The sequence below is a fragment of the Pseudomonas sp. YuFO8 genome, assembly GCF_035065025.1.
Lineage (GTDB): Bacteria > Pseudomonadota > Gammaproteobacteria > Pseudomonadales > Pseudomonadaceae > Aquipseudomonas > Aquipseudomonas putida_AE.
This window is the reverse complement of record NZ_JAXDEQ010000009.1, coordinates 193,527-202,616: the sequence shown is the minus strand read 5'-3', so window position 1 is coordinate 202,616 and position 9,090 is coordinate 193,527. Positions and strand designations below refer to the sequence as shown.

Annotated in this window: 9 protein-coding genes; 3 read left to right on the top strand and 6 right to left on the bottom strand. The window is 63.5% G+C overall.

Annotated features, from left to right (window positions below; genetic code table 11):
* Window positions 1–161: 161 nt before the first annotated feature.
* From SOP95_RS11075 to SOP95_RS11055, 5 genes are all read right to left on the bottom strand, one after another.
* Window positions 162–389, bottom strand: a complete 228-nt coding sequence (locus tag SOP95_RS11075; protein ID WP_128608950.1) for an MbtH family protein — start codon at window positions 387–389, stop codon at window positions 162–164.
* 81 nt (window positions 390–470) lie between these two features.
* Window positions 471–1,883, bottom strand: a complete 1,413-nt coding sequence (locus SOP95_RS11070) for an aspartate aminotransferase family protein (protein ID WP_323607113.1) — start codon at window positions 1,881–1,883, stop codon at window positions 471–473.
* A gap of 41 nt (window positions 1,884–1,924) precedes the next feature.
* Window positions 1,925–2,446 (bottom strand): GNAT family N-acetyltransferase, encoded by a 522-nt coding sequence (locus tag SOP95_RS11065; RefSeq protein ID WP_323607112.1) that lies wholly within the window; start codon window positions 2,444–2,446, stop codon window positions 1,925–1,927.
* Between the two features lie 91 nt (window positions 2,447–2,537).
* Window positions 2,538–3,863: an ATP-binding protein gene (locus SOP95_RS11060; protein ID WP_323607111.1), complete on the bottom strand. Its 1,326-nt coding sequence runs from the start codon at window positions 3,861–3,863 to the stop codon at window positions 2,538–2,540.
* Window positions 3,860–4,540: a response regulator gene (locus SOP95_RS11055; protein WP_034151358.1), complete on the bottom strand. Its 681-nt coding sequence runs from the start codon at window positions 4,538–4,540 to the stop codon at window positions 3,860–3,862. Before SOP95_RS11055 ends, SOP95_RS11060 begins: the two co-directional genes overlap by 4 nt.
* A 154-nt stretch (window positions 4,541–4,694) precedes the next feature.
* Between SOP95_RS11055 and dsbD the strand changes: the two genes are divergently transcribed.
* The 3 genes from dsbD to dsbG are packed head-to-tail and all read left to right on the top strand — an operon-like array spanning window position 4,695 to window position 8,028.
* On the top strand, window positions 4,695–6,431 hold the full coding sequence (dsbD, locus tag SOP95_RS11050) for a protein-disulfide reductase DsbD (protein ID WP_323607110.1): 1,737 nt from the start codon (window positions 4,695–4,697) through the stop codon (window positions 6,429–6,431).
* Entirely contained in the window at window positions 6,431–7,285 is an 855-nt protein-coding gene (locus tag SOP95_RS11045; protein ID WP_274073259.1) for a TlpA disulfide reductase family protein, read from the top strand. Before dsbD ends, SOP95_RS11045 begins: the two co-directional genes overlap by 1 nt.
* Complete coding sequence (dsbG, locus tag SOP95_RS11040) at window positions 7,261–8,028, top strand: thiol:disulfide interchange protein DsbG (RefSeq protein WP_274073258.1); 768 nt, start codon at window positions 7,261–7,263, stop codon at window positions 8,026–8,028. The genes SOP95_RS11045 and dsbG overlap by 25 nt, the downstream gene beginning before the upstream one ends.
* 106 nt (window positions 8,029–8,134) lie before the next feature.
* On the opposite strand, the gene SOP95_RS11035 is transcribed toward dsbG, so the two are convergent.
* Window positions 8,135–8,959, bottom strand: a complete 825-nt coding sequence (locus SOP95_RS11035) for an alpha/beta fold hydrolase (RefSeq protein WP_323607109.1) — start codon at window positions 8,957–8,959, stop codon at window positions 8,135–8,137.
* Between the last annotated feature and the right edge of the window lie 131 nt (window positions 8,960–9,090).

Here is a 9,090-nt window from a genome sequence, read left to right as displayed (position 1 = left end):
TTCACGTGCGGCGCAAAACATTGTAGGAGCTGGCTTGCCGGCGAAGAGGCCCTCGAGGACGCCTTCGCCGGCAAGCCGGGCTCCTACAAGGGCATGTCGCCCCAGATACAAAAAAGCCCGCTGACCTGACCGGTTCAGCGGGCCTTTTCATGCGAGATGGCTTAGTGCGCCACTGCCGCCTGCTCGTCCATCTTCTGGCGCAGGCTCAGCGGACGCATATCGGTCCAGGTCTCTTCGATGTAGGCCAGGCATTCCTTTTTCAGCCCGCTCTTGCCCACGGTACGCCAGCCCTCGGGCACGGCTTTGTAGTCGGGCCAGATCGAGTATTGCTCTTCATGGTTGACCACGACCTGAAAGAGGATGTCCTCACGGTCGAATACTGACGTCATGCTGTCTCTCCATCGCTGTAGGGTGGGCTGTACGCTGTGTGCAGCCGCTATGTAGAAGGAACGTTACAGGGCCCGAAAAATTTAGAGACTGGCGGTGGCAGCGGCCAATGCCCGGCCGAAAATCTCGGCCACTCGATCGATTTCCGCGGCGGTGATCACCAGCGGTGGCAGGAAACGAACCACCGCGCCATGTCGCCCGCCCAGTTCAAGAATCAAGCCGCGCTTGAGGCATTCGCGCTGCACCAGCGGCGCCAGTCGCGCAAACGACGGTGGGTGACCCAGGGCATCGGGCGCGCCGGTCGGATCGACCAGCTCCACCCCGAGCATCAGGCCTCGACCCCGAATATCGCCCAGCTGCGGAAAGTCGCGCTGCAGGATGCGCAGGTGCTCGGTCAGGCGTTCGCCCATGGCGGCGGCGTGTTCGCAGACCTTGTGCTCCACCAGGTAACGCATCACCGCAGAACCGGCGGCCATCGCCATTTGATTGCCGCGGAAGGTCCCGGCATGGGCGCCCGGCAGCCAGGTGTCGAGCCAGTCGCGATAGACCACCACGGCCAATGGCAAGCTGCCGCCGATGGCTTTCGACATCACCACCACGTCCGGAATGATCCCGGCGTGCTCGAAAGCAAACATCTTGCCGGTGCGCGCGAAGCCACTCTGGATCTCGTCGACGATCAGCGCCACGCCAGCTTTTTCGGTGATCCGGCGCAAGCCGCGCAACCAGTCGAGATCGGCCGGGATGACCCCGCCCTCCCCCTGCACCACCTCGACGATCACCGCCGCGGGCAGTTGCACGCCGGCCTCTGGATCGTTCATCAGGTTTTCCAGGTAGTTGAGGTTGGCCTTCACCCCCTGCGCACCGCCCAGGCCAAACGGGCAACGGTAATCGTAGGGGTACGGCATGAACTGCACGCCACTGCTGAGCAAGGCACCCAAGGGCTTTTTCGGCCCAAGGCTGCCCATCAGGCTCAGCGCGCCCTGGCTCATGCCGTGGTAGCCGCCCTGGAACGACAGCACGGTGCTGCGGCCGGTGGCGGTGCGAACCAGTTTCAAGGCGGCTTCCACCGCGTCGGTACCGGTAGGACCGCAGAACTGGATCTTCGCTTCAGCGGCCAGGGCCGGCGGTAATAGGCCGAACAGGTCCTGGACGAACTGATCCTTGACCGGCGTGGTCAGGTCCAGGGTGTGCAGCGGCAGTTCGTCCGCCAGCACGCGCTGGATCGCTTCGATCACCACCGGGTGGTTGTGCCCCAGGGCCAGCGTCCCGGCGCCCGCCAGGCAATCGATGAAGGTGCGGCCTTCGACGTCTTCGACATACAGGCCCTTGGCGCGTTTGAGTGCCAGGGGAATGCGTCGCGGGTAACTGCGGGCGTTGGACTCCTGCTGGCTTTGACGCGCCAGCAACGGCGATTCGTTGAACTGATAAAGCGTCTCGGCCGGCACCGGAGTGATCCGGGCCGACTGGTCTTCCATAAGCCTGGTAGCGACTGACATCTCTCGACCCCTCAATAAGGTTTTCCTGTTCTGGAAACGCATCAGGGCGCCGGGGATTTAGACCCTTGATCGTCTTTCCATGAAGGTGACGCCAGGCCTTTATGCATGGGGATGGCGTGAAGCCCCGCGACCGTGAAGGATCGGGCACACCGCTGGTAGCCCAGGCGCCGATAAAACGCTTCGCTGGTCTTGGTGCTATAGAGTCGCGCCTGGTTCAGGCCCCGGGCGACCAACCAGCCTTCGAGGTCTTGCACCAGCGCCAGCCCCGCCCCTCGCCGGAACGATTCCGGCTGCACGTAACAGAACGCGAGCGTGCCGGTGGTTGCGGCCATGGCGACGCCTACCGGCTTGTCCTGCAGCAGGGCGATGCTCAGGTACAACCGCTGATCGGTCAGCCACGGCTGGATGTGCTGGATGGTCTTGTTGTGGGTCCAGGTGGCAACGATGTGCGGATCGTTGCGATGGTCGAGCGCGCAACCGACCCGGATGGAGCGCTCGATGATGCGGCTGATGATGCCGGCGTCGGCCGGGGTTGCCTGGCAGGTGCGTATCGATGCTTCCATGGTGCTGTCACCTCAATCCGTTGAGAGTGAGCAAAACGATAGTTGTGGAAGGTCCAGGCGGCCAATGTCGAGAAGTTACATCTCATGTACGTCAGAGGGGTTGCAACGGCATCGTCAGCTCCACCCGCAATCCATCCGGCCGACTGTCGAAACGCAAGGTACAGCCGCAGCGCTGGACGATCGCCTGGACAATCGCCAGGCCGAGCCCACAGCCGTTGCTCTGGCCGTTGCGCCAGAAACGTTGGGTCAAGTGTTGCAGGTCGTCTTCGGCAATGCCCGGGCCATGGTCGCGAACCACGAACTGCACGCGGTTGCCAGTGGTTTCCAGGCTCAGCTCCACCGGCCCGTTGCCGGGTGTATGGCGCAAGGCGTTATCCAACAGGTTGCGCAGTGCCGCAATCGACAGCACGGCGGGCATTTTCACCGGGGCGGGAGAAGCCCTTGTTGGCAGATGGAGCTTGATGCGCTGACGATCACCCCCGGCTGCATCCTGGATCGCCAGTTTCGCCACCTGCTCGGCACTGCACTGCACGCCATCGTCGAACGACAGGCTGCCCTCGACCCGCGCCAGCAACAGCAGTTGCTCAAGGGTTCGGTGCAGGCGATCGGCGCCCTCTTCAGCCCGGGCCAGGGATTGATCCCGGGCCGCGCCGTCGGTCATGCGCGCCACTTGCAGGTGGGTCTTGATCGCGGTCAGGGGGCTGCGCAATTCATGGGCAGCGTCACCGGTCAGCCGCCGTTCCCGTTCTATGGTCTTGCCGATGCGCTGGAATAACTGGTTCTGTGTGTCGAGCAGCGGTTGCAGTTCGCTGGGCAATGGCTGGACCTGCAAAGGCTCCAGGGAGTCAGGGCTGCGGCGCATCAAGGCGTCGCGCATGCGATTGAGCGGCGCCAGCCCCTGGCCGATGCCGAGCCAGAGCAGGCACAGGCAGCCGAGCAGCGCCACGCCCACCGGCACCGAAGCGGCCAACAGGATCGACATGTTCAGCGCCTCGCGTTCAATCTGCCGATCGGCCGTGGTGATCCGCAAATCGCCACGGGCCAGGGTGAAACTGCGCCACGGCGCGCCGTCGATGATCTGGTCGTGGAAGCCCATTTTCTCGGCTTCCAGGGTTTGCCCCGGATCGCTGTGGCTGCGGGCGAGGATTTCCCCGCGCAACGAACTGACCTGACACGCCATGCCACCGGGAATGTTCAGTTGTTCAGCGCTGAAATGGGTGCCCTCGCCCTTGCTTGGCAACGCCGGTAATTGCTCCATGAGCCCGGCGACCATGCGCGCCGAGGCCACCAGGCGCTGGTCGAGGGAAAACATCATCTGATTGCGCAGGTCGCTGAGCATCCAGGCCGCGGCCAGCGCCCAGATCAGGGCAAAGGCGCCGCCGAGCGTCAGGCTCAGGCGCAAACGCAGGCTCATCACTTCGATTGATCTCCGCCATCGGCCGGCCCCAGGCGATAGCCCAGGCCGCGCACGGTCTCGACGATGCCGTTGCCGAGCTTGCGCCGCAGGTGATGGATATGGACGTTGAGGGCATTGCTCTCCAGTTCATCATTGAAACCGTAGACGCTGTCCTTGAGCTGCTCGGTCGACAGCACCCGGCCGCGGTTATGCAGTAGCGCCTGCAACAGCGACTGCTCGCGGCGCGACAGGTCCACCGGCTGGCCGGCCAGGGTGGTTTCGCGGCTGCTCGGGTCGTAGGTCAGGGCGCCGTGCTCGATCAGGTTGACGCTGCGACCGGCCACCCGCCGCAACAGCGTGTGCAGCCGCGCGGCGAGTTCGCGCAGGTCGAACGGCTTGAGCAGATAATCGTCGGCACCGGCCTGCAAGCCGTCGACCCGATCGGTGACCGAGTCGCGGGCCGTGAGAATCAGCACCGGCAACTCCAGGCCGTTGTGACGCAGTTGCTGCAGGAGTTTCAGACCGTCTTCGTCCGGCAGCCCGAGGTCCAGCACCATGACATCAAATTCGGCGACCTTGAGCATCGCCCGGGCCGCCGACGCGGTGGCGACATGTTCCACGGTCAGGCCCTGGGCCGTCAGGCCGGCGACGATGCCGCTGGCAATCAACTCATCGTCTTCGCAAACCAGTACGTGCATGGAGAGCCTCGTGTAAATAACGCTGATTAGGCCATCGACCGATTAAGCGGACATTATGCCGCAACTGCCGCTGAAACCCGGCGACCGGGGTTAATCATCGGTTAATCGACACCACCCATTGTGCAGCTCACTTGCTAAAGGATAAGGCTTTTCCATGCGTCAGCTGTTTCTACTCGTCGCCCTGCTGTTCTCCGGCCTGACCCAGGCGGGCGGCAATCCGTTCGAGACCAAACCCGACTTCCTGCCCGTCGACAAAGCGTTCGTTTTCACCTCCGAGCGCCTTGAGTCCGGCGAAACCCAGCTGTTCTGGCAGATTGCCGACGGTTATTACCTGTATCAGAAACGCTTGAAATTCGACGGTCTGGCTGTCGAGCAGCATCCCGCGCTGCCGGAAGGCGAAGCCCACAGCGACGAGTTTTTCGGTGAACAGCAGGTTTATCGTCAAGGCCTGGAGCTGAAGCTCCCGGCGGGCGCCAGCGGTCAGGTCAAGGTCAGTTACCAGGGCTGCGCCGATGCCGGGCTGTGTTATCCACCGCAAACCCGGGTCGTGGACCTGGGCAACTCTAACGCCCTGGGCACGGCCAATGAAGCGCCGGACCAGGCCCTGGCCAGCAATCTGCAGCAACGCGCCCTGGGCTGGAGCCTGCTGGTGTTCTTCGGCCTGGGCCTGCTGCTGGCGTTCACCCCCTGCTCGCTGCCAATGCTGCCGATTCTGGCCGGGCTGATCGTCGGCAGCGGCGCGACGCCCAAGCGTGGCGTGGCCCTGGCCGGCAGTTATGTGGTGAGCATGGCGCTGGTGTACGCGGCGATGGGTGTGCTGGCCGCATCCCTCGGGGCGAACCTGCAAGCCTGGCTACAAAACCCTTGGTTGCTGGGCAGTTTCGCGGCGATTTTCGTGCTGCTGGCCTTGCCGATGTTCGGTTTCTTCGAGCTGCAACTGCCGGTGGCGGTGCGTGATCGCCTGGAAAACGTCTCGCGCAACCAGCGCGGTGGCAGCCTGGTCGGCGCAGGTGCCTTGGGCGCGTTGTCCGGCCTGCTGGTCGGCCCGTGCATGACCGCGCCGCTGGCCGGCGCGCTGCTTTATATCGCGCAGAGCGGCAACGCGCTGCACGGTGGATTGATCCTGTTTGCAATGGGCATCGGCATCGGTGTGCCGTTGTTGCTGCTGGTGACGGTGGGCAATCGTTTCCTGCCCAAGCCTGGCGCCTGGATGAACCTGCTCAAGGGCATCTTCGGCTTCCTGTTCCTCGCCACGGCATTGCTGATGCTGCGCCCGGTGCTGGATGAGTCGCTGTGGGTCGGCTTGTGTGGTGCATTGCTGCTGGTCGCGGCCTACAGCGCCTGGAAGCAGTCGGACGGATTTGGGCGCATCGCCCATCTGTTCGGCGCCACCTCGCTCCTGCTGGGTTTGTGGGGCAGCCTGTTGATGATCGGCGCGGCGGGAGGCAGTGATGACCTGTTCAAGCCATTGCAGGTGTTCCGCACTTCCGGCTCGGCCGTCGCCGCCGTGCCCAGCGGCCACGACGCCTTTACCACCATCAAGGACCCTGCGGCCTTGCAGCGCGAACTCGACGCGGCGCAGGCGCAAGGCCAGTGGGTGCTGCTGGACTACTACGCCGACTGGTGCGTGTCGTGCAAGGTCATGGAAAAACAGGTTTTCGGCAAAGCGAAGGTAATGCAAGCCCTGAGCGACGTGCGCTTGCTCCGACTGGACGTCACCGCCGACAATGCCGCCAGCCGTGAACTGCTCGGCCGTTACAAAGTGCCAGGCCCACCGAGCTTGCTGTGGATAGGTGCCGACGGCCTCGAGCGACGCAGCCAGCGCATCACCGGCGAGGTCGATGCCGACACCTTCCTGCAACGCTGGACCACCACCCGAGACGCCCGTTAATGCTGACCTTTACTCTCGGCACCTTTGCCATCGCGCTCAACCATTTGCTGCTGATCAGTGCATTGGTGCTGGCGACGTTCGTCGGTTGGCGGGTGGCCAAGCGCGGTGGCGAGAACCCCGAGTCGGTGCTGTTTAGCCTTTTCCTGATCGGCATGCTCGCGGCGCGGATCGGTTTCGTCGCCGTTTACTGGGCCCACTATCGCAGCGATCCGTGGCAGGTCATCGACCTGCGCGATGGCGGGTTCCTCGCCTGGCCAGGGGTCATCGCGCTGGTGCTCGCCGCGCTGTACCGGGGCTGGCGTCGCCCGGGCCTGCGCCGTCCGCTGGGCTTCGGCGTGGCCAGCGGCCTGGCGTTCTGGTTGCTGGCGACCTTCTCGCTGACCATTTATGAACAGGGCACGCGCCTGCCGGAGATCACCCTGCGCAATTCCGCCGGTGAAACCGTGCAACTGGCGGACTACAAGGGTGGCCCGCTGGTGATCAATTTGTGGGCCACCTGGTGCCCGCCCTGCCGCCGGGAAATGCCGGTGCTGGAAGACGCCCAGATGCAACGCCCGGACCTGACCTTCCTGTTCGTCAACCAGGCCGAAAGCATGCAAAGTGTCAGCACCTTCCTGGAGACCCAGGGCCTGAGCCTGTCCAATGTGCTGTTCGACGGCAGCGGTCGCCTGGGCCAGGCTGTCGGCTCAATGGCCTTGCCGACTACGCTGTTCTATAGTCCCGACGGCCGCCTGCTGGGCAGCCACCTGGGCGAGCTGTCGCAAGCCAGCCTGGCCCGCGCCCTGGAAAACTTCGATTCCGTACCTGCCACTTCTGCAAGGAAACTGCCATGCCCCGCCTCCGCCACCTGCTAACCCTGAGCCTGGGTGCCGCCCTGCTGCACCTGCCATCGGTGCAGGCCGAAGAGCTGCCCGAGGCGATCAAGAAGATCGAGGCCAAGGGCGCGAAAATCGTCGGTCAATTCGACGCCCCCGACGGCCTGCGCGGGTACGCGGCGCAATACCAGAACCGCGGTATGGCGCTGTACCTGACGCCCGATGGCAAGCATGTATTGCTGGGCAACCTGTACGACGAGAAAGGCAATGACCTGAGCAGCGCGCCGTTGCAGAAACTGGTGTACGCGCCAATGTCCAAGGAAGTCTGGGCCAAGATGGAAACGAGCAACTGGATCGCCGACGGCAAGAAGGATGCGCCACGCATTGTCTACATGTTCAGCGACCCGAACTGCCCCTACTGCAACATGTTCTGGGAACAGGCGCGGCCGTGGGTCAAGGCCGGCAAGGTGCAGTTGCGGCACATCATGGTCGGGATCATTCGCGAGGACAGCCCGGGCAAATCCGCCGCGCTGCTGGCTGCGAAGGACCCGCAAAAAGCCCTGGCGGACCACGAAGCGGCTGGCAAGGGCAGCTCGCTCAAGGCCTTGAAAGAAGTGCCACCGGCGATCCAGGCCAAGCTCGCGGCCAATATGCAATTGATGGAAGACCTGGAGCTGCAGGCCACTCCGGCGATTTTCTATATGGATGACAAGGGCGAGTTGCAGCAACAGCAAGGGGCGCCTTCGCCGGATAAGTTGGCGCAGATTCTTGGGCCGAAGTAGTTTTCCGAAGATTCGGTGGTGAACTCACCGACGCCCTCGCGAGCAAGCCCGCTCCCACATTTTGACCGGGATCTACTGTGGGAGCGGGCTTGCTCGCGAAGAACGATTACGCGGTCGCTCGGGTTCTCTCGTTTAGAAACTGCAGCAACGCTTGAGTGACAAACCCCGGATTCTCCAGATTGGAAATATGCCCCGCCTCCGGCACCAGCACATACGGGCAACCAATCAACCCGGCCATTTCCTGCGTTTCACTCGGCGGACGTGGTTTGTCCTGATCGCCACACATCACCAGCGTGGTCGCTGCGTTCAATTGCCCCAGACGCGGCAACAGGTCACCCCGGCCAAAGGTAATCCGCCCCATCGGCACGATGCTTTCACGCAAACGCTCAGGCGGCAGCGCGGCGAGTTTGCTGCGGAAGTCCTGATACAGCGCCGACTGCGGATCGATGCCCGGACGGAAAAAGATCGGCACCACGATATCCAGTAATTGCGGCGAGATGACGCCGGTTTCTTCAATCATCTTGAACAGCGAAAAATAGTATTGCCGGGTCGGTTCCGGTTCGACACCGACGTAAGTGTCCATCAACACCAGCCCGTTGAGCCGTTGCGGCGCCGCCAACGCCAGGCGCACACCCCACATGCCACCCACCGACAGGCCGACCAGGGTCACGCGATCGATGTCCAGGTGATCGAGCAGCGCCAGGGCCTGGTGTGCGATGTCATCCAGCGACGTTGTGCCGGCAGGCAGCGGCCCGGATTCACCGTGGCCCCACAGGTCCAGGGCGATCACCCGATACTGTTGCGACAACGTGGCAATCTGCGGGGCCCACATGGCCTGGTCCCACAGGTAACTGCCCGCCAGCAGGACTGCCGGGCCGGTGCCTTGATCGAGGTAGTGGAGGGGTTGGCCGTCTATCGTTACGAAGGGCATCGAGTGGCTCCGCCGGTGGAAAGGGAGCAGGAAGACTGAGCGGATGAGGGTCTGTAGTCAATCACACGAATGTATGCATACGTACAACCTCATCGCCAGCAGGCTGGCTCCCACAGTTGAACGCGATCGAC